The organism is Nocardioides sediminis (genome assembly GCF_003047295.1).
Classification (GTDB): domain Bacteria; phylum Actinomycetota; class Actinomycetes; order Propionibacteriales; family Nocardioidaceae; genus Nocardioides; species Nocardioides sediminis.
Genome location: NZ_PZYZ01000010.1, coordinates 36,621 through 54,899, shown reverse-complemented (window position 1 = coordinate 54,899; position 18,279 = coordinate 36,621). Strand labels below are relative to the sequence as shown.

Sequence of the window (18,279 nt, the reverse complement as noted above, 5' to 3'; positions counted from 1 at the left end):
CACAATCCCCGGGTGGCATCCCCCTCCGACTGGCTCGCCGGCGCCCGTCCCCGCACCCTGCCCGCCGCCGTGGCTCCGGTCCTCGCCGGCACCGGCGTCGCGTCGTACGTCGACTCGGCCGTCTGGTGGAAGGCGCTCCTCGCCCTGGTCGTGAGCCTGGCCCTCCAGGTGGGGGTCAACTACGCCAACGACTACTCCGACGGGATCCGCGGCACCGACGCCGACCGGGTCGGGCCGATGCGGCTGGTCGGGTCCGGTGCCGCCTCCCCCGGCGCGGTCAAGGGGGCCGCGTTCGCGGCGTTCGGGGTCGCGGCCGTGGCGGGCCTGGTGCTGGCGGCCACGACCGCGTGGTGGCTGGTCGCCGTCGGCCTGGTGTGCGTGCTCGCGGCGTGGTTCTACACCGGCGGCTCGCGTCCCTACGGCTACCTCGGCCTCGGTGAGGTGATGGTGTTCGTGTTCTTCGGCCTGGTGGCGGTGGTCGGGACGACGTACGTCCAGACGGAGACCTTCGAGTGGGCCGCGCTGTACGCCGCCGTCGGCGTCGGCTCGCTCGCGTGCGCGATCCTGGTCGCCAACAACCTGCGCGACATCCCCACCGACGTCGAGGCCGGCAAGCGGACCCTGGCGGTCAAGCTCGGGCCCGAGCGCACCCGCGGGCTCTACGCGATGCTCGTCCTCGCCGCCGCCGCTGCGGTCGTCGCCGTCGCCGCGGCCACCACCTGGTGGGCGCTGGTCGGGCTCGGGTTCCTCGTGCGGATGGTCCCGCCGGTGCGCACCGTCCTCGGCGGTGCCGTGGGTCCGGCGCTCGTCCCGGTCCTCCAGCAGACCGGTGTCGGGCAGCTCATCTGGTCGGTGCTGGTCGCCACACCCCTCGTCTTCACCCCCTGACCGGGCGGTTCCTGAGCGCTGGATCCTGCCGACCGGGCACTTCCTGAGCGCTGGATCCTGCCGACCGGGCACTTCCTGGCCGGTGGGCCTTGACAACGTACAACCATATGGTTGTACGTTGTCCGTATGACCAGCGACGAGGACCGGAGGGCCGACGCCTTCTTCCACGCCCTCGCCGACACCACGCGGCGCGACATCCTCCGCCGCGTGCTCGCCGGGGAGCACTCCGTCTCGGCGCTGGCCGAGCACTACCCGATGAGCTTCGCGGCCGTGCAGAAGCACGTCGCGGTGCTCGAGCGCGCCGGTCTCCTCTCCAAGAGGCGGAGCGGGCGCGAGCAGCTGGCCAGCGGCGAGGTGGAGGCCATCCGGTCGGTCACCGCGCTGCTGCGGGAGCTCGAGGACGTCTGGCGTGGCCGCATCGGTCGCATCGAGGAGCTCCTGGCCGACACCGAACCAGGCACCGACACCGAGAAGGAGACGTGACCATGCCCGTGACCGACGTGGCCAAGGACATCGACAACCGCACCATCACCGTGACCTCCGAGTTCGCCGCACCCGTGGAGCGCGTGTGGCAGATCTGGGAGGACCCGCGCCAGCTCGAGCGCTGGTGGGGTCCGCCGACCCACCCCGCGACCTTCACCGAGCACGAGCTGCGCCCCGGAGCCCGCGTGAAGTACCACATGACCGGCCCCGACGGTGAGGTCTACCCCGGCTACTGGGACATCACCGAGGTCGAGAAGCCCCACCGCCTGGGGTACGACGACGGCTTCGCGGACGCCGACGGCAACCCGCAGGAGTCCGCCCCGGTCGGCTCCAGCGCCGTCGAGCTGGTCGCCACCGACGGCGGGACCCGGATGGTGATGACCGCGACCTACCCCACCTCGGAGGACCTCCAGAAGGTGCTCGACATGGGGATGGAGGAGGGCATCACCCAGGCCGTCAACCAGGTCGACGGCCTCCTCGCCGCCTGAGGGCCCACTGCGGGGTAGTCCGTGACGATCGGACCCCTCCCGGCCGAGTTCCGGGGTCCGTTCGTCACGGACTACCCGAGAAATCCGGTTGCCCCGCTCACTAGCCTGAGCACCGTGGAGTACGAGCACCGGACCCTGGACCCGCACGACGACAGCGACGAGGCCAAGGCCGCCGTCGAGGCCTGGATGCGCGCGGTCAACCGGGGCTTCCACGAGGGGCGGCCCACGGACAAGCACCTCGCACTCTGGCGCGAGACCGCCCGGACCGACGACATGCGGCTCGCCGGGGCCTGGCTCCCCGACGGCACGTTCGGTGCCGGCCCGCTGCCGGTCGCCACGTTCAGCTCGTGGGACATGACGCTCAACGCCGGCGCCGAGGTGGTGCCGCTCCACATGATCAGCGACGTGACCGTCAGCCCGGCCCACCGTCGGCGCGGCCTGCTGCGGCGCATGATGCTCGACGACCTCGCGCAGACCGACCTGCCGGTCGCGGCGCTGACGGTGTCGGAGGCGTCGATCTACGGACGCTTCGGGTTCGGTCCCGCCTCGTTCCGGCGCCGGATCGAGGTCGACACGTCGGCGGCCTTCGCGCTGCGCGACTTCACCGACCCCGGCCGCGTCGAGCTCGTCGAGCCCGCCGACCTCTGGGACACGGCCAGCGACCTGTTCGCCCGGTTCCACGCGACCCGGCGGGGCTCGGTCGAGCGGCCGCACTTCTACCGCGCCTGGCAGACGGGGGAGTTCGACCCGGCGACCGGCAACGCCGACGACAAGCTGCGCGCCGCCGTGCACCTCGACGCCGACGAGCGGCCCGACGGCTACGCGCTGTGGAAGCACGCGGAGGGCGAGGGCGAGGCGCCCGCGACGGTCACCGCGGAGCTGCTCACGCTCGACGCGTCGGCGCACCTGGGGCTGTGGCGGTTCCTCGCCGACATCGACCTCTCCTCGCGGGTGTCGGTGCGCAACAGTCCGTCCGACGACCCGCTCTACTGGGCGTTGGCCAACAGCGACGTGCTCAAGGTCAGGAGCGTCTACGACCACATCTGGATCCGGGTCCTCGACGTGCCCCGGGCACTCGAGGCGCGGCCGTGGTTCACCGACGACACCCTCCTGCTCGGCGTGACCGACCCGCTGGGCCACGCCGCGGGCACCTGGCGCGTCGAGGCGACGGACGGGCGGGCGACGGTCAAGCCGACCGACGACGACCCGGACCTGACCGTCACCGCGGAGACGCTGGGGTCCCTCTACCTCGGCGGCGTCCGCGTCGACGCGCTCGCGTCCGCGGGCCGTCTCACCGGGGAGCGGGACGCCGTCGAGCGCCTGGGCCGGCTCATGGACGGCGGCCCCGCGCCGTACTCGCTGACGAGCTTCTGACTACTGCTCGCGGTCCTCGCGGGCCCGGCGCTCCTCGAAGGCCGCGCTGGCCCGGGAGGCCCGCTCCTCGACCTTGCGGGCGAAGGCGTCGCGCTGCCGGTTGAGGAGGAAGTAGGAGGCCACGCCGGAGAGCGCGAACGCGATGACGACGGGCCACAGCAGGTTGATCCGGCCGTCGCTGTCGAGCAGCGACCAGACGCCGAGGACCAGGCCGACCATGCCGATGAACAGCAGGATGCGCAGGCCGGTGTAGACGAGGAACTCCTTCACGTCCTCCAGCCTAGGCGCTGCGCGGGAGCCGTCACGAGTCGGGCGGTTGTGCGGCCGCCTACATTGGGGGTGTGAAGTTCCTGGTCTTCCTCGTGCTGCTGGCGGCAGTCGTCTACGTCCTCGTGCGAGCGGCCCAGCAGCGAGGCATCCGTCCCCCCAAGCGCCGCCCCGCCGCTCCCCCGCCGCGCCCCCACGGGCCCGACGACGACCCGGACTTCCTCCGCGACCTCGATCGCAAGCGCCGTCAGGCGGACGGCGACGCGGGCGGCCCCGGAGGCACCGGCAGCGGCACCTGACCCGCGTCGTACGACGAGCGCTGCTCGACCGACGCCGGTGCGGCGTAGGAGTGCTGCGAGGTCGTCGAGAAGAAGTTGATGCCGATGAAGTTGAACCACAGCGTCGCCAGGCCCACGAGCGCCACGTAGGCGGCGTTGCGACCCTTCCACCCGACGGTGGCGCGCGCGTGCAGGTAGGCCGCGTAGACGACCCAGGTGATGAACGCCCAGACCTCCTTGGGGTCCCAGTTCCAGTAGGACGACCACGCCTGGTGCGCCCAGATCGGCCCGGTGATGAGGACCGCGAACGTCCACACCGGGAACGCGAAGGCGTGCATCCGGTACGACGTGCGGTCCAGCGACGTGAGCCCGGGCACCCGGGCGAGGTAGCCGCGGTCCTTGGTGGAGCGCTCCTTGAGCAGGTAGAGCACCGAGCAGATGCCGCCGAGCGTGAACGCGCCGGTGGCGATCACCGCGGAGACGACGTGGATGACCAGCCAGGGGCTGTAGAGCGCCTCGGTGAGGGGCGCCACCGGGTCGTAGAGCCAGATGACCGCCAGCATCATCAGCGCGAGCACGAGGGCCACCACGAGCGGGCCCATCCACTCCAGGTCGAAGCGGCGCAGCAGCAGCAGGTAGAGCAGGGCGACGACGAAGGTGCCGGACAGGGTGAACTCGTACATGTTGCCCCACGGCACCCGGTTGGGGTCGGCGGCCATCCCGCGCGCGACGAGGGCCAGGCCGTGCACCAGGACGGCGACTCCGGTCAGCAGCACCCCGAGCCGGCCGGCCATCGCGGTCCGGCCCTCGGTGACGACCTCCTCGGCGGGCAGCTTGCGCAGCGATGCCCACTGGACGAGGTGAGCCATCAGGGCGAGGAAGTAGACGACCCCGGCGGCCGCCACCGCCTGGTTGCTGAGGGTCTCCCACGATGCGTCGGTCACGAGTTCTCCTTGCTGGTGCCCGCGTCGCCGGACCCGGCGCGCAGGGTGTCCATGATCGCCGCGAGCTCGGCCGCGCCGCGCTCGGGGTCGCCGCCGCTGGAGCGGTCGAGGGCTGCGAGGTCCACGGCGGTGGCGCCGTCCTCCTCGCGCGCCCGCACCCACACCCGGCGGGGCCGGATGAAGAGCGAGCCGAGGAGCCCGAGGAGGGCCAGGACGACCCCCGCGAGGGCGACGAGCTTGCCGGGGGTCTCGCTGATCTGCAGCTTGTTCCAGCGCTGGATGCCCTCGAAGGTCACCGTGCCGAGCCCGTCGGGCAGCTCGACGCTGTCGCCGGGCCGCATGTCGAGGCGCAGCGGCTGGCCGTCGTCCTGCATCACCTGGGTGGCCTGCGACTTGTCCAGGACGTAGACCGACTGGCTCCCGCCGTCGTCGAGGCCGAGGTCGCCCCGGTAGACGAACAGCGACATGAGCGGGTTGACCGCGTCGCCGAAGACCGACCGCGGGAAGCCGTCGCCCAGCGCGAACGTCGGGTAGAAGGTGCCCTCCAGCGCGACCTGGTCGGGCCGGGCGTCGGGCGCCTTGATGACGCCGAAGCTCTCGAACGTCGCGTCGGTCGGCAGGAAGATCGTCGGTCCGCTGTAGGCCACGTCGCCGTTGCCGTCCTCGATGGTGACGACCGGGGCGTAGCCGTGGCCGATCAGGAAGACCTCGGTGTCCCCGATCGCGAGCGGGTGGTTGACCCGCAGGTCGTAGGTGCCGCTGTCGCCGTCGGCGGTGGCCCAGTCGAGGTGCGAGACGAAGCTGCGCGCCTGCCCCTTGGCCGGCCCCTCGGTCAGCCAGGTGATGTCGAAGTCCTCGACGTCGACGGAGAAGCCGTCCATGTCGTCGGCGGCGAACATGCTGCCGGGGACGAACTCGTCGTACTGCGTGGGGTTGTTGGAGAAGCCGTTGCCCACGGTCACGATGACGCCGGCCTTGAAGCCGAACAGCCCGCCCATCGCGAAGCCGACCAGCACCACGAGCACCGAGAGGTGGAAGAGCAGGTTGCCGGCCTCGCGCAGGTAGCCCTTCTCGGCCGACACCGCGCCCTCGCGCACCTCGACCCGGTAGCGCCGCCGCTGGAGCTCGCGTGCCGCGGCGGCGAGGACGTCGTCCGCCCCCTCCCCCGTCGTGTACGACGCGTGCTCCGGCAACCGGGACAGGTTGCGGGGGGCGCGGGGCGGCCGGGCCCGCAGCGCCCGCCAGTAGACCGCGGAGCGCGGCAGGATGCACCCGACCAGCGAGATCATCAGCAGGATGTAGATCGCGGAGAACCACACGGAGTCGTAGACCGAGAACAGCCCGAGCCGCTCGTAGACCGGCGTCAGGTCGGGGTGCGCGTTCTTCCAGCGACTGACCGCCAGGGCGTCCACGTCCTCCTGCGGCACCACCGAGCCCGGGATCGCGGCCAGCGCGAGCAGGAGCAGCAGCACCAGCGCGGTGCGCATCGAGGTGAGCTGGCGCCACGACCACCGCAGCAGCTCGCGCGCGTTCATGTCCGTCGGCATGGGCTGCGCCTGACGGTCCTCGCCGGAGGTCCGGATGCTCACCTCACACCGCCGTCTCGAAGGAGGAGACCATGCGGACCTGGAGCCACTGGACCATCTGGTCCCAGAGCCCTGTCACCAGCAGCACGCCGACCGCGACGAGCATCAGCCCACCGATCCGCATCACCCACACCTGGTGGCGGCGGATCACGGCGAAGACGGTCAGCGCGCGACGGTAGGCCAGCGCGGCGACGATGAACGGCAGCCCCAGTCCCAGCGCGTAGATCGCCGACAGCAGCGCCCCCCGTGAGGCGGTGCCCTCGTTGAGCGACAGGTTGGTGATCACCGCGAGCGTCGGACCCATGCACGGGCTCCAGCCGAGGCCGAAGAGGAAGCCGAGGAGCGGGGCCGCGGCCAGGCCGACCGCGGGCACCCGGTGGACCCGCCAGTCGCGCTGCAGCCCGGGCACGAGCCCGGCGAACATCAGGCCCAGCACGATGGTCGCAGCGCCGAGGACCACGGTGATCTCGCGCTTCCACTCGACCAGCCACGCCCCGAGCGAGCCGGCCGCCGTGCCGATGGCGACGAACACGACCGCGAAGCCGAGCACGAAGAGCAGGGCACCGGCGAGCATCCGGCCACGGCGGGCGCTCTCCAGGTCCGCGCCGGACAGCCCGGTGGCGTAGGAGAGGTAGCCCGGCAGCAGCGGGATCACGCACGGGGAGAAGAACGACACCAGCCCGGCGAGCAGGGCGACGGGCACGGCGAGGGCGAGGGACCCGGCGGCGGCCTGGTCGGTGAACCAGTCGCTCACGAGGGATCCCCGGCTGCGGTGTCCTCGGCCGCGGTGTCCTCGGCCGCGGTGTCCTCGACGAGGTCGACCAACGTCTGCTTCGACGGGAGGCTGCCCAGGATCGAGGCGGCGATGCGGCCCTCGGGGTCGAGCACGACGGTGGAGGGCACGGTGTAGGCGGTCAGGGTGCCGGCGAAGGGCACCAGCGCCTTGCCGTCGGGCGAGTAGAACGACGGGTACTGCACGTCGAAGGAGCGGACGTAGGACCGGGCGTTCTCGACCGAGCCGTCGCGGATGTCGATGCCCACGAACCGGGCCACGTCCCGGGTCTCCTCGGCCGCCTCGTCGAGGTCGTCCTGCTCGACCCGGCAGGCCGCGCACCAGGCGCCCCAGACGTTGACGACCGTGACCTTGCCGCGGAAGTCGGCCAGCGACAGCGGCTCGCCGTCGAGGTCCTCCCCCTCGAGGTCGACCGGCGCGCCGCGGTCGGCGGCCGCCACGACCTCGAGCTGGCCGTCACCGGTCACGTAACCCTTGTCGCCCGCGCCCTGCAGGGACGAGCAGCCGCTGAGGGCCGCCGTGCCGAGCAGGAGGCAGGCGAGCAGGGGACGGAGGGCGCCGCGGGGGCGCGGACGGTCGGGGCGCACGATCAGGGCTTGTCCTCCGGGGCGGCGCCCCCGGCCGAGAAGGGCGCGGACCGCTCGCCGACGGGGATCATGTCGGCCGCGGGCTCGGAGTAGGTCACGCGCACCAGCCGGTCGTCGTGGAAGTGCAGCGACGTGAGCGAGCACAGCGTGCACTGCCGGTGCTTGGGGTGGTGCAGGAAGGACCTGCCCTCGGCGGAGAGCCGGGTGGCCCAGATGGGCAGCTGGTGGGAGACGACCACGGCCTCGTGGCCCCGGGCGGCGTCCCGGGCGTCGTGCACGGCCGCCAGCATCCGCGCTGCGATGTCGTCGTAGGCCTCGCCCCACGAGGGGGTGAACGGGTTGTACATGTGGCGCAGCAGGCTGGGGCGCTTGAGGAACGTCAGCCCCCCGTCGCGGAAGCTGACGCCCTCGAGCTTGTTGGACGACTCGATGACGCGCGGGTCCACCACCGGCTCGAGGCCGCGGACGGCGGCGAGGGGGGCGGCGGTCTCGCGGGCCCGCTCGAGCGGCGAGGTGACCAGGTGCACGATGTCGCGGTCGCCGACGGTGTCCGCGACGCGCTGCGCCATCCGGGTGCCGAGCTCGGAGAGGTGGAACCCGTCGCGGCGGCCGTAGAGGATGCCCTCGGGGTTGTGGACCTCGCCGTGGCGGAGCAGGTGGACGATCGTCTCCATCAGGAGCGGTTCCCTTCGCGGTTGTCGGTGGCGCCGGCGGCGGCGCGGGCGGCGCCCGGCAGGGCGTCGATGACGGCCTGGACCGCCCGGTCGTCGTGGGCCGCGGACACGAACCACGCCTCGTACGCCGAGGGGGGCAGGTAGACGCCAGCGTCGAGCATGGCGTGGAAGAAGGCCGCGAACGCGGTCGTGTCCTGGCGGCTGGCGCCCTCGAAGTCGCGCACCTCGTCGTCCCCGAAGAAGACCGAGAACATGGTGCCGGCGGACTGGAGACGGTGCGGGACGCCGGCGTTGACCAGGGCGTCGACCACCGCGGAGCCGATCGTGGCGGCGGTGGCGTCGAGGTGGGCGTACACCTCGTCGGTGGCCAGCCGCAGGGTGGTCAGCCCGGCCGTGGTGGCCACGGGGTTCCCCGAGAGCGTGCCGGCCTGGTAGACGGGGCCCTCGGGCGCCAGCCGCCCCATGACGTCGGCCCGGCCCCCGAAGGCCGCGGCGGGGAAGCCGCCGCCCATCACCTTGCCGAAGGTCATCAGGTCGGGGACCCAGCCCTCGACCGCGCCGTCGAGGCCCCAGCCGCCCTGGCGCGTGGCGCGGAACCCCGTCATCACCTCGTCGCTGACGAAGAGCGCACCGTGCCGCCGGCAGGTCTCGGCGAGGAAGGCGTTGAAGCCCGGCTCGGGCGGGACGATGCCCATGTTGCCGGGGGTGGCCTCGGTGATGAGGCACGCGATCCGGTCGCCGTGCTCGGCGAAGGCCTTCTCCACCGCGGCGCGGTCGTTGTAGGGCAGCACGATGGTCTCGCCGGCCGCCGACGCGGGGACACCGGGGGTCCCCGGAACGGCGAGCGTGGCCAGCCCGGAGCCCGCCGAGGCCAGCAGCGCGTCGACGTGGCCGTGGTAGCAGCCCGCGAACTTCACGACGAGGTCACGGCCGGTGAAGCCGCGCGCCAGGCGGATCGCCGACATGGTGGCCTCGGTGCCGCTGGAGACGAACCGCACCGCCTCCACCGGGGTGCGCGCCACGATCTCCTCCGCGAGCTCCACCTCAGGTTCGGTCGGCGTGCCGTACGACGTCCCGCGCGCGACCGCGGCGGTGACGGCCGCCTGCACCTCGGGGTGGGCGTGGCCGAGCAGCATCGGACCCCACGAGCAGATGAGGTCGACGTACTCGTTGCCGTCGACGTCGGTGAGCCACGCGCCGGACGCGGAGCGGATGAAGCGAGGGGTGCCACCGACCGCGTTGAAGGCGCGGACCGGGGAGTTGACCCCGCCGGGCGTCACGGCGCGGGCACGCTCGAAGAGCGCGCCGCTGTGGGAGGTGGGGGCTGTGGCCCGCGGGTCGGCACGGTGGGGCTGGGTCACCGGGCCATTGTCGCCCAGCACCCAAGCCCACGCTCATTCGGGGAGAGCCCCCGACCCACCCCTCGGGACGACCCAGGCGGGGGATATCCGCGCAGGAGGTGTCAACCGGGCGGGTCGGGGGGAGAATCTGGTCTCCGACCTGTTGCGACGTAACTCACTGTGACAACCTTCGTTGGGAACAGCACGCGGGCCCACGGGAGGGACGCGACCGGTTCGCACCACACACGGGGAGACCAGCAGATGTCAGCATTCGGCCGCATGCACAAGGCCACGGCACTCGTGCCGCTGGCCGTGCTCTCCGCCGCCTGGACCGCCAGCATGGCGGGCGTGGGCGGTGGCACGGCAGCGGCCGGGGACGAGACGTCCGGCGCCCTCCCCGACGGCTCCACGGTCCCCGCCGAGGCGATCGAGGCCCCGGCGAGCGTGACGGCTCCCGACGCCGTCACCCCCGGCGTCCCCCGCGGCCAGGCCGCCCAGGCCGTCGACACCGCCTCGACCAGCGGCATCCCCGCCGCGGCCCTCGCGGCCTACCAGCGCGCGGAGGCGGTCATCAACGCCGCCGACCGGTCCTGCCGGCTTCCCTGGCAGCTGATCGCGGCCATCGGCCGCGTGGAGTCCGACCACGGCCGGTTCGGTGGCAACGTGCTCGACGACGACGGGGTCGCGCAGCCCGGCATCTACGGCATCGCGCTCGACGGCTCCAGGAACACCCAGCGCATCACCGACACCGACGCGGGCCAGTACGACTCGGACGAGAAGTTCGACCGCGCCGTCGGCCCGATGCAGTTCATCCCCTCGACCTGGTCGGTCGTGGGCGTGGACGGCGACAACGACGGCCGGCGCGACCCGCAGGACATCGACGACGCGGCGCTGGCCACCGCGGTCTACCTGTGCTCGGGCGACGACGACCTCTCCGCCGAGCAGGGCCAGCGGGCGAGCGTCTACCGCTACAACCACTCCCACGACTACGTCGACCTGGTCCTGTCGATCATGCAGGCCTACCTCGACGGCGACTTCACCTCCGTGCCCACGAGCACCACCTCGGCGGGCGTGTTCGCGCCCCAGCCCGCGCGGCCGGGCAACCCGGCCCGCGACAAGGGGAAGGGCCCGGGGACGATCATGGGACAGCAGGGCACCCCCGTCGCGCAGTCCGGCAACCCGACGACCAAGCCGACGAAGCAGCCCACCAAGCAGCCGACCAAGACCCCCACCCCCACGCCGACCCAGCAGCCGACGCAGGAGCCGACCAAGGAGCCCACGAAGGACCCGGTCAAGGTCCCCACGTCGGTGCCGACGCAGGCGCCGACGCTGCCCTCGACGAGCGTCACCCCGCTCGACCAGACGCTGACCTACGTCCAGGCCGTGGCCCAGTGCACCACCCAGGGTGTCGTCGACAACCCGCTCACGGGGACCAACGAGCTGGCTGACTGCGCCAACGCCCTGCTCGCTCCCTGAGCCCCCGGCTCACGGACGCCCCGCGGTTAGTTTGGGACGATCTTGTAGGCGGATCGGCAAGATCTCCCACGAGTTCGTCCCAAACTAGCCGGGACGGTTCTGGCGGTCCGGCGCTCAGCCGCCGAGCAGGGCCAGCACGTGCCGCGCCTGCAGCTCGGTGCTGCCCTGCGGGTTGCGCCGCCACCCGCCGTTGCCCGGCAGCAGCATCGCGAGCCAGAACGACGCCCACAGCGGCCGGTACGCCGCGAACCGGGCCCGCGCCGCCTCGTCCAGCCCGACCGCGTCCACCAGGTGCTCGGCGTCGAGCAGGCCGGCCAGCCGGGTCCCGATGTGCTCCACGTGGTCGGCCAGCTCGTACGCCGGGTCGCTGAGCCCGCCGTCCTCGAAGTCGACGAGTCGGCACCGCTCCCCGTCCCAGAGGACGTTGGCCGGGTTGAGGTCGGCGATGCCCACTGCCGAGAGCACGGGGTCGGGCACACCGACCGGGGCGTCGAGCCAGGCGAGCGCCGCGCCGACCGCCTCGCCCACCAGGCTCGCGTCCTGGCAGGCCGCCAGGTCGTGGTCGTCCGCCAGCCACGGACGCACGGTCGCGGCGGCGTGGGAGGTGGGACCGTACCTCCGCTCGGGGACCCCGGCGGCGTGCACGGCCGCGAGCGGCACGTCGTACAGCCGGCGCAGCGCGTCCGCGAGCGATGCGGTCTGGGCCGACGTGAGGGGCGCTCCCCCGAGCGGCTCGCCGGGCAGCCGCTCCATGACCACCACCGGTGAGCCGTCGACGATCTCGCGGCGCAGCGGTCGCGGTGCGACCCCGGGCGCGTGCTCGGCGAGCAGGGACAGGCACGACCACTCGCGCTCGGCCTCGCCCTGGTCCCAGGACACGAAGCGCTTGTGGACCTCGGCGCCGGTGAAGGTGAGGTCGTGGGTCTGCGTCTGCACCCACCCGACCCTAGGGCGCGTGCAGGTGGTCCGGACCGGGATGACCCATTGTGGGGATGGGTCGGTCCGACTAGTCCGTCCTGACCGTCTCCATGGTCACAGTGGGCAGGCTGCGGCCGTCCGGCCCGGCAACCCCACGACACGAGATGAGAGCGACATGAAGCGCATCGCAAGCTCAGCCGGCGCCCTGGCCCTGGCGGCCGTGGCGCTGGTCGGCACCGCCGGCCCCAGCTCGGCCGTCACCGACCACTGCGACGACTACAAGAGCCCGGACAAGGTGGAGCTCGACCACGAGACCACGACCTTGTACTTCGAGCCCTACACGACCGTCTGCTACAAGGCAGGCACCGAGACGCGCACGGTGGTCGTGGGCGACTCCGGCGTGCTGAAGTCGGAGATCTACAACAAGAAGGGCAAGCGGATGGCGTTCAGCTACTACATCGCCGACTACGACTGCCCGCCGTACGGCGGTTCCTGAGCCGTCCGGTCAGGCGCGCAGGAGCCGGGCCGCCTCGGCGGCCCAGTAGGTGAGGACGACGTCCGCGCCTGCGCGCCTGATCGACGTCAGCGTCTCCAGGATCGCCGGCTCCCGGTCGATCCAGCCGTTGGCGGCGGCCGCCTCGACCATCGCGTACTCGCCCGAGACGTTGTAGGCGGCCACCGGGACGTCCACGGCGTCGCGCACGCGGCGTACGACGTCGAGGTAGGGAAGGGCCGGCTTGACCATGACGATGTCGGCGCCCTCGGCGACGTCGAGCTGCGCCTCGCGGACGCCCTCGAGCGCGTTGGGGGCGTCCTGCTGGTAGGTGCGACGGTCGCCCTCGAGCGAGGAGTCGACCGCTTCGCGGAACGGGCCGTAGAACGCCGACGCGTACTTGGCCGAGTAGGCCAGGATCGAGACGCCCTGGTGCTCCGCGGCGTCGAGCGCCTGCCGGACCACCCGCACCTGGCCGTCCATCATGCCGCTGGGGCCGACCATGTCGACCCCCGCCTCGGCCTGCGCGAGCGCCATCTCGGCGTACGCCGCCAGCGTCTTGTCGTTGTCCACCTCGCCGTCGGTGGTGAGCAGGCCGCAGTGGCCGTGGTCGGTGAACTCGTCGAGGCACAGGTCGCTCATCACGGTGAGCCCCTCCCCGACCTCGGCGACCACGTCGTTGATCGCGAGGTTGAGGATGCCGGCCGGGTCGATCGCCCCCGAGCCGGTCGCGTCCTTCGCCTCCGGGACGCCGAAGAGCATCACGCCCCCGAGACCGAGCTCCGCCGCCTCGACGGCGGCCCGGCGCAGCGAGTCGCGGGTGTGCTGGACCACGCCCGGCATCGAGCCGATGGGCTGGGGCTCGACGATGCCCTCGCGGACGAACATCGGCAGCACCAGATGGCGCGGCTCGAGCGAGGTCTCGGCGACCATCCGCCGCAGCGCAGGGGTGCGCCGCAGTCGTCGGGGTCGGACGACGGGTCCGACGACCTCGGGCTGCTCCCCTGCGCCGGCGCTCACTTGGCCCGGGCCTTGCGCCGCGCGGCGGGCTTGCGCTCGCTCGGGCGGGTGACGGGCTCGCCGGCCTCGACCATCGCGAGGCGGCGGGCGGCGCCGAAGTCGGCCAGCGCGTCGACCAGCACCTCGACGTCGGGCTTGGGCGAGAGGACGTCGACCCGGAGGCCGTGCTCCTCGGCCGTCTTGGCCGTGGCCGGGCCGATGACCGCGATGATCGTCGAGGGGTGCGGCTTGCCGGCGATGCCGACCAGGTTGCGCACGGTCGAGGACGAGGTGAAGACGACCGCGTCGAACTTGCCGGTCTTGATCGCGTCGCGGGTCGGCGCCGGCGGCGGGGTGGCCCGCACGGTCCGGTAGGCCGTCACGTCGTCGCACTCCCAGCCCAGGTCGACCAGGCCGGCCACGAGGTTCTCGGTGGCGATGTCGGCCCGCGGCAGGAAGACGCGGTTGATCGGGTCGAGCACCTCGTCGTACGGCGGCCAGTCCTCGAGCAGGCCGGCTGCCGACTGCTCGCCCGACGGCACCAGGTCGGCGCGCAGGCCCCAGGCCGCGATGGCCTGGGCCGTCTTGTCGCCGACCGCGGCGATCTTGAGGCCCGAGAACGCGCGGGCGTCGAGGCCGTACTCCTCGAACTTCTCCCGGACGGCCTTGACGGCGTTGACCGAGGTGAAGGCGATCCACTCGTAGCGGCCCTCGACGAGGCCGCGGACGGCCTTGTCCATCTGCAGCGGGTTGCGCGGCGGCTCCACCGAGATGGTGGGCACCTCCTCGGGCACCGCGCCGTACTCGCGCACGCGGCGCGACAGCGAGCCGGCCTGCTCCTTGGTGCGCGGGACGAGCACCCGCCAGCCGAAGAGCGGCTTGGTCTCGAACCAGGACAGCGTCTCGCGCAGGTCGACGACGTCACCGATGACGATGATCGCCGGAGGCGCCACGCGGGCGGCGCGGACGTCGGCGGCGACGTCGGCCAGCGTGGAGGTCAGGGTCGCCTGCTCGGTCGTGGTGCCGACGCGGGTGACGGCGACCGGGGTCTGCGGGGACCGGCCGGCCTCGACGAGGGCGGCGGCGGTCTCGGCGATGGCGCCGACGCCGGAGAGCAGCACCAGGGTGCGGTCGTCGGCGTACTGGCTCCAGTCGACCTTGTCGCCACAGGTGACGACGGCCATCTCCTTGTGGTTCTTGGTGGTCAGCGGGATGCCGGCGTAGGCGGGCACCGCGGAGACCGACGAGACGCCGGGGACGATCTCGAAGCCGACGCCGGCCTTGACGCAGGCCTGCGCCTCCTCGGGACCCGAGGCGTAGAGGAACGGGTCACCGGTCATGAGGCGTACGACGCGCTGCTTCTTGCCGTGCTTGACCACGACCTTGGCCCGCGCGGCGTGGGTCAGCGGCTGGCCGTCCTCGCCGAAGCCGCCGTCGACGAGCAGCGGACCGTCCTGCTCCTCGGTCGAGCCCTCGACGGGGGTCGGCAGGCCGAGCAGCGTGCGGACCATGCCGACGTGCTCGGGCGACTCCGTCACGATCACGTCGGCGTCGCGGAGGAGCTCCACCGCGCGCACGGTCAACAGGCCGGGGTCGCCCGGACCGCTGCCGACGAAGGACACCCATCCACGGGGCGCGGCGCCCGACGTGCTGGACGGGGACTGGCTCTGGCTTCGAGTCATGCCTGCTGCTTCCTCACTGGTGCTTCCATCAGATCTGCGGCGCCGTCGGCGAGCATGTCGCTCGCGAGGCGGTGGCCGACGCCGGCGGCGTCGGCAACGGGTCCGGTGGCGCTCATCCGGACCGAGAGGCCACCGTCGTGGGAGAGCGCGATCGCGCGCACCCACAGCTCGTCGCCGTCCTCGCCCTCCACGACCTCGGCGAGGGCGCCGAGCGGGGCGGAGCAGCCGGCCTCGAGCGTGGCCAGCACGGCGCGCTCGGCGGTGACCGCCGCGCGAGTGGCGGGGTCGTCGAGCGCGGCCAGGCCGGCCACGAGGTCGGCGTCGTCGTCGCGGCACTCGATCGCGAGCGCACCCTGGCCGGGGGCCGGGAGCATCTGCAGCGGGTCGAGCACCTCGGTGGCCTCGTCGACGCGGCCGAGGCGGGCCAGGCCCGCACGGGCCAGCAGGACGGCGTCGTACTCGCCGCTGGCGACCTTGCCGATGCGGGTGTCCACGTTGCCCCGGACGCCGGCGACGTCCAGGCCGAGGCCGAGGGCCTCGAGCTGGGCGGCACGACGCGGGGAGCCGGTGCCGACCCGGCTGCCCTGCGGCAGCTCGCCGAGGGTCATGCCGTTCCGGGCGACCACCACGTCCCGCGGGTCCTCACGGGTGGGCACCGCGGCCAGCGCGATGCCCTCGGCGGGAGTGGTGGGCAGGTCCTTGAGCGAGTGGACGGCCACGTCGACCTCACCGCGCAGGAGCGCGTCGCGCAGCGCGCTGACGAACACCCCGGTGCCACCCAGCGTGGCGAGCGGGGCGCCGTTGACGTCGCCCTCGGTGGTGATGGTCACGAGCTCCACTTCACGCCCCAGCCGCTGCCGAATCAAATCGGCGACGAGGCCCGACTGGGTGGTGGCGAGCGCGGAGGCGCGGGTGCCCAGGCGCAGGGTCGCGGTCACGAGCCCTCACCCCTCGAGATGCCCTCGGCGCGGGTGACCGCGTCGACCGCCTCGGGGTCGAGCGCGAACAGCTCGGCCAGGGCGGCGGCGTAGGAGACGGCGCCGTCCTCGTTCGCGAGCTCCTTGACCCGGACGGTCGGCTCGTGGAGCAGCTTGTCGGCGACCCGGCGGACGGTGTGGAGCACCTCGGCGCGGGTGGCGTCGTCGAGGCCGGGCAGCCGCGAGGCGAGCCGGTCCATCTCGCTGTCGACCACCGCGGTGGCCATCGAGCGCAGCGCCACGACGGTGGGGGTCACGCTCGCCTGCCGGCGCGCGGTGAGGAACGCGGCGATCTCCTGGGCCACGATGGTGCGCACGTCGTCGACGCCGCGGGCGGAGTCGGAGTCCTTGAGCTCCTCGGCCAGCGTGGCCAGCCCCAGCACGGTCACGCCGGGCAGCTCGGCGGCGTCCGGGTCCACATCGTGCGGCAGCGCGAGGTCGACGATCGCCAACGGGGCCTCGTTGTGGGCGCGGGCGGCCTCGACCGTGCCGCGGCTGATCAGGGTTCCGGTGGCACCGGTGCACGAGATGACCACGTCGGCACGGCCGATCTCGACGTCGAGGTCGAGCAGCGACACCGGTCGCGCGGCGTACTCGGTGGCGAGGCGCTCGGCACGGTGGGGCGTGCGATTGACCACCGCGAGGTCGCTGGCGCCCAGCCGGTGCACGGTGGCGGCGGCGAGCGAGGCCATCGCACCGGCGCCGACGACGACGACCCGGCGTCCGGCCACCGCGCCGGGGATGCGCTCGAGGGCCGCGGTGACCAGCGAGGGGGCGGCCCGGTCGATGTCGGTCTCGGCCCGGGACCGCTTGCCCACGCGCAGGGCCTGCTGGAAGAGCACGTTGAGGGCGGGACCCACCGTGCCGAGCTCCTGGCCCACGCGCAGGGCGTCGCGGGTCTGGCCCAGGATCTGGCCCTCGCCGACGACCATCGAGTCGAGGCCGGCGGCGACGTTGAAGAGGTGGGAGACGGCACCGTCGTCGTAGTGGACGTAGAGGTGCGGCACGAGGGCCTCGGTCGACTCACCGGCGCGCTCGACGAGCAGCCGGGAGACCTCCTCGACGCTGCCGTGGAAGCGGTCCACGTCGGCGTAGACCTCGAGCCGGTTGCAGGTGGAGATGACGGTGGCCTCGGTGACGTGCTCGCCCGCGGCCACGTCGGTGATCAGCTTGGTGACGCCGCCGGCGTCGAGCGCGAGGCGCTCGAGCAGGGGCACGGGCGCGGACCGGTGGGAGACGCCCACGACGAGGACGCTCATGCGGTCACCTCCTCATCGTCGAGCTGTCCGTCGAGGCGGTCGATGTCGTCGGCCAGGGTCGTCCCGGCCTTGCGCTGCACGTGGTAGGCGAGGATCTGCAGCTCGATCGAGAGATCGACCTTGCGCACGTCGACCCCCTCGGGCACCGCCAGCACGGTCGGCGCGAAGTTGAGGATGCTGGTGATGCCGGCCGCGACCATGCGGTCCGCCACGGCCTGGGCGGCGACGGCCGGGGTGGCGATGACGCCGATGGCCACGCCCTGGTCGGCGACGATCGACTCCAGGTCGTCGAAGGGGCGTACGTCGATCCCGGCGACCAGCTCGTCGTGGCGCTCGGGATCGGCGTCCAGCAGGGCCACGACCCGGAAGCCGCGGCTGCGGAAGCCGGAGTAGTTGGCCAGGGCGTGGCCGAGGTTTCCGATGCCGACGATGACAACCGGCCAGTCCTGGGTCACGCCGATCTCGCGGGCGATCTGGTAGCGCAGGTACTCCACGTCGTAGCCGACGCCGCGGGTGCCGTAGCTGCCGAGGTGGGAGAGGTCCTTGCGGAGCTTGGCGGAGTTGACGCCGGCCGCCGCGGCCAGCTCCTCGCTGGAGCAGGTGGCGGTGCCCGCCTCGGCCAGGCCGACCAGGGCCCGGAGGTAGACGGGCAGCCGAGCGACGGTGGCCTCGGGGATGTCCCGGGCGCTGTCGGTGGAAGTCCGTGCGGTCACTGCTCTTCTCTCCAGCCCCTCGATCCCGGGTGGTGGAGGACCCGGTCAAGGTCGAGCGGC

General features: G+C 72.9%; 20 protein-coding genes. 7 read left to right on the top strand and 13 right to left on the bottom strand.

The genetic code is table 11. The features are described from left to right. Positions 1-12 precede the first annotated feature (12 nt). The 4 genes from DAI17_RS19215 to DAI17_RS19200 all read left to right on the top strand — a co-directional run bounded on the left by DAI17_RS19215 (position 13) and on the right by DAI17_RS19200 (position 3,233). Positions 13-888, top strand: a complete 876-nt coding sequence (locus tag DAI17_RS19215) for a 1,4-dihydroxy-2-naphthoate polyprenyltransferase (RefSeq protein ID WP_107774846.1) — start codon at positions 13-15, stop codon at positions 886-888. A 126-nt stretch (positions 889-1,014) separates the two neighbouring features. Further along, positions 1,015-1,371, top strand: coding sequence for an ArsR/SmtB family transcription factor (locus tag DAI17_RS19210; protein WP_107774845.1), 357 nt, complete (start codon positions 1,015-1,017; stop codon positions 1,369-1,371). 2 nt (positions 1,372-1,373) lie between these two features. Further along, on the top strand, positions 1,374-1,859 hold the full coding sequence (locus DAI17_RS19205; RefSeq protein ID WP_107774844.1) for an SRPBCC family protein: 486 nt from the start codon (positions 1,374-1,376) through the stop codon (positions 1,857-1,859). Positions 1,860-1,973: 114 nt separating this feature from the next. After that, complete coding sequence (locus DAI17_RS19200) at positions 1,974-3,233, top strand: GNAT family N-acetyltransferase (RefSeq protein ID WP_107774843.1); 1,260 nt, start codon at positions 1,974-1,976, stop codon at positions 3,231-3,233. Here the strand turns inward: DAI17_RS19200 and DAI17_RS19195 are convergent, their stop codons facing one another. After that, positions 3,234-3,503, bottom strand: a complete 270-nt coding sequence (locus DAI17_RS19195; RefSeq protein WP_107774842.1) for a DUF4229 domain-containing protein — start codon at positions 3,501-3,503, stop codon at positions 3,234-3,236. A 71-nt stretch (positions 3,504-3,574) separates the two neighbouring features. Here DAI17_RS19195 and DAI17_RS19190 point away from each other — a divergent pair, with 71 nt between their 5' ends. Continuing rightward, complete coding sequence (locus tag DAI17_RS19190) at positions 3,575-3,799, top strand: hypothetical protein (protein WP_107774841.1); 225 nt, start codon at positions 3,575-3,577, stop codon at positions 3,797-3,799. Here DAI17_RS19190 and ccsB read toward each other — a convergent pair. The 6 genes from ccsB to hemL are packed head-to-tail and all read right to left on the bottom strand — an operon-like array spanning position 3,748 to position 9,723. Further along, entirely contained in the window at positions 3,748-4,722 is a 975-nt protein-coding gene (gene ccsB, locus DAI17_RS19185; protein WP_107774840.1) for a c-type cytochrome biogenesis protein CcsB, read from the bottom strand. The two genes, DAI17_RS19190 and ccsB, sit on opposite strands and share 52 nt — an antisense overlap. Next, positions 4,719-6,269, bottom strand: coding sequence for a cytochrome c biogenesis protein ResB (gene resB / locus DAI17_RS19180; protein WP_107774875.1), 1,551 nt, complete (start codon positions 6,267-6,269; stop codon positions 4,719-4,721). The genes ccsB and resB overlap by 4 nt, the downstream gene beginning before the upstream one ends. A gap of 43 nt (positions 6,270-6,312) precedes the next feature. Next, positions 6,313-7,062: a cytochrome c biogenesis CcdA family protein gene (locus tag DAI17_RS19175; protein WP_107774839.1), complete on the bottom strand. Its 750-nt coding sequence runs from the start codon at positions 7,060-7,062 to the stop codon at positions 6,313-6,315. Beyond that, positions 7,059-7,688 carry a TlpA family protein disulfide reductase gene (locus DAI17_RS19170; protein ID WP_234412605.1) on the bottom strand — a complete coding sequence of 210 codons (630 nt, stop codon included), beginning with the start codon at positions 7,686-7,688 and terminating at the stop codon, positions 7,059-7,061. The genes DAI17_RS19175 and DAI17_RS19170 overlap by 4 nt, the downstream gene beginning before the upstream one ends. A gap of 2 nt (positions 7,689-7,690) precedes the next feature. Next, entirely contained in the window at positions 7,691-8,362 is a 672-nt protein-coding gene (locus DAI17_RS19165) for a histidine phosphatase family protein (RefSeq protein WP_107774838.1), read from the bottom strand. Continuing rightward, positions 8,362-9,723 carry a glutamate-1-semialdehyde 2,1-aminomutase gene (hemL, locus tag DAI17_RS19160; protein WP_107774837.1) on the bottom strand — a complete coding sequence of 454 codons (1,362 nt, stop codon included), beginning with the start codon at positions 9,721-9,723 and terminating at the stop codon, positions 8,362-8,364. Before hemL ends, DAI17_RS19165 begins: the two co-directional genes overlap by 1 nt. Positions 9,724-9,981: 258 nt before the next feature. On the opposite strand from hemL, the gene DAI17_RS21730 reads away from it, so the two are divergent. Beyond that, a complete protein-coding gene (locus DAI17_RS21730) occupies positions 9,982-11,178 on the top strand; it encodes a lytic transglycosylase domain-containing protein (protein ID WP_325049881.1) in 1,197 nt (398 codons plus the stop codon). Positions 11,179-11,292: 114 nt separating this feature from the next. Here the strand turns inward: DAI17_RS21730 and DAI17_RS19150 are convergent, their stop codons facing one another. Further along, positions 11,293-12,114 (bottom strand): aminoglycoside phosphotransferase family protein, encoded by an 822-nt coding sequence (locus tag DAI17_RS19150; protein ID WP_159081647.1) that lies wholly within the window; start codon positions 12,112-12,114, stop codon positions 11,293-11,295. 157 nt (positions 12,115-12,271) lie between these two features. On the opposite strand from DAI17_RS19150, the gene DAI17_RS19145 reads away from it, so the two are divergent. Continuing rightward, complete coding sequence (locus tag DAI17_RS19145; RefSeq protein WP_107774834.1) at positions 12,272-12,592, top strand: hypothetical protein; 321 nt, start codon at positions 12,272-12,274, stop codon at positions 12,590-12,592. A 9-nt stretch (positions 12,593-12,601) separates the two neighbouring features. On the opposite strand, the gene hemB is transcribed toward DAI17_RS19145, so the two are convergent. The 5 genes from hemB to DAI17_RS19120 are packed head-to-tail and all read right to left on the bottom strand — an operon-like array spanning position 12,602 to position 18,219. After that, positions 12,602-13,609 carry a porphobilinogen synthase gene (hemB, locus tag DAI17_RS19140; RefSeq protein WP_107774833.1) on the bottom strand — a complete coding sequence of 336 codons (1,008 nt, stop codon included), beginning with the start codon at positions 13,607-13,609 and terminating at the stop codon, positions 12,602-12,604. Next, positions 13,606-15,270 carry a bifunctional uroporphyrinogen-III C-methyltransferase/uroporphyrinogen-III synthase gene (locus DAI17_RS19135; RefSeq protein WP_107774832.1) on the bottom strand — a complete coding sequence of 555 codons (1,665 nt, stop codon included), beginning with the start codon at positions 15,268-15,270 and terminating at the stop codon, positions 13,606-13,608. The genes hemB and DAI17_RS19135 overlap by 4 nt, the downstream gene beginning before the upstream one ends. Beyond that, positions 15,267-16,208 carry a hydroxymethylbilane synthase gene (hemC, locus tag DAI17_RS19130; protein ID WP_107774831.1) on the bottom strand — a complete coding sequence of 314 codons (942 nt, stop codon included), beginning with the start codon at positions 16,206-16,208 and terminating at the stop codon, positions 15,267-15,269. Before hemC ends, DAI17_RS19135 begins: the two co-directional genes overlap by 4 nt. Then, the gene (locus tag DAI17_RS19125; RefSeq protein ID WP_107774830.1) at positions 16,205-17,506 is read right to left on the bottom strand and encodes a glutamyl-tRNA reductase; all 1,302 of its coding nucleotides are present in this window, start codon (positions 17,504-17,506) and stop codon (positions 16,205-16,207) included. Before DAI17_RS19125 ends, hemC begins: the two co-directional genes overlap by 4 nt. Continuing rightward, entirely contained in the window at positions 17,503-18,219 is a 717-nt protein-coding gene (locus tag DAI17_RS19120) for a redox-sensing transcriptional repressor Rex (RefSeq protein WP_107774829.1), read from the bottom strand. Before DAI17_RS19120 ends, DAI17_RS19125 begins: the two co-directional genes overlap by 4 nt. Positions 18,220-18,279 lie beyond the last annotated feature (60 nt).

What these genes read in the sequence shown, in the direction of transcription:
- DAI17_RS19210 (WP_107774845.1), top strand. Translation starts at nt 1,015, where the DNA reads ATGACCAGCGACGAGGACCGGAGGGCCGACGCCTTCTTCCACGCCCTC.
- DAI17_RS19205 (WP_107774844.1), top strand. Translation starts at nt 1,374, where the DNA reads ATGCCCGTGACCGACGTGGCCAAGGACATCGACAACCGCACCATCACC.
- resB (WP_107774875.1), bottom strand. Translation starts at nt 6,269, where the DNA reads ATGCCGACGGACATGAACGCGCGCGAGCTGCTGCGGTGGTCGTGGCGC.
- DAI17_RS19165 (WP_107774838.1), bottom strand. Translation starts at nt 8,362, where the DNA reads ATGGAGACGATCGTCCACCTGCTCCGCCACGGCGAGGTCCACAACCCC.
- DAI17_RS21730 (WP_325049881.1), top strand. Translation starts at nt 9,982, where the DNA reads ATGCACAAGGCCACGGCACTCGTGCCGCTGGCCGTGCTCTCCGCCGCC.
- DAI17_RS19145 (WP_107774834.1), top strand. Translation starts at nt 12,272, where the DNA reads ATGAAGCGCATCGCAAGCTCAGCCGGCGCCCTGGCCCTGGCGGCCGTG.
- DAI17_RS19135 (WP_107774832.1), bottom strand. Translation starts at nt 15,270, where the DNA reads ATGACTCGAAGCCAGAGCCAGTCCCCGTCCAGCACGTCGGGCGCCGCG.
- DAI17_RS19125 (WP_107774830.1), bottom strand. Translation starts at nt 17,506, where the DNA reads ATGAGCGTCCTCGTCGTGGGCGTCTCCCACCGGTCCGCGCCCGTGCCC.